We start from the raw sequence: 238 nt of genomic DNA, 5'->3' as shown, positions 1-238 counted from the left end.
GATGTGGTGGGTGGAGGGCAGCAGCGGCACGTGCAGGCTGATCAGGTCGGCCTCGGCGAACAGCCGCTCCTTGTCGACGTACTCCATGCCCAGCTCGACGCAGGCCGGGTTCTCCGCCACGTCCCAGCCGAGCAGCTTCATGCCGAAGCCGTGGGCGATCCGGGTGAACGCCTCGCCGATCTTGCCGGTGCCGAGCACCCCGACGGTCCGGCCACGCATGTCCCGGCCGAGCAGTCCG

Annotated in this window: 1 protein-coding gene; it reads right to left on the bottom strand. The window is 70.2% G+C overall.

What is annotated here, in order from left to right; genetic code table 11:
- On the bottom strand, positions 1–238 hold a 238-nt coding region (locus G3I65_RS26490), incomplete at both ends, for an NAD(P)-dependent oxidoreductase (protein ID WP_275940172.1).

This window comes from Amycolatopsis sp. SID8362 (genome assembly GCF_010550475.1).
In the GTDB taxonomy this organism is placed as follows: Bacteria; Actinomycetota; Actinomycetes; order Mycobacteriales; family Pseudonocardiaceae; genus Amycolatopsis; species Amycolatopsis eburnea.
Note: the sequence above shows the minus strand (reverse complement) of the source record. Positions and strands in the feature narration are given on the sequence as shown.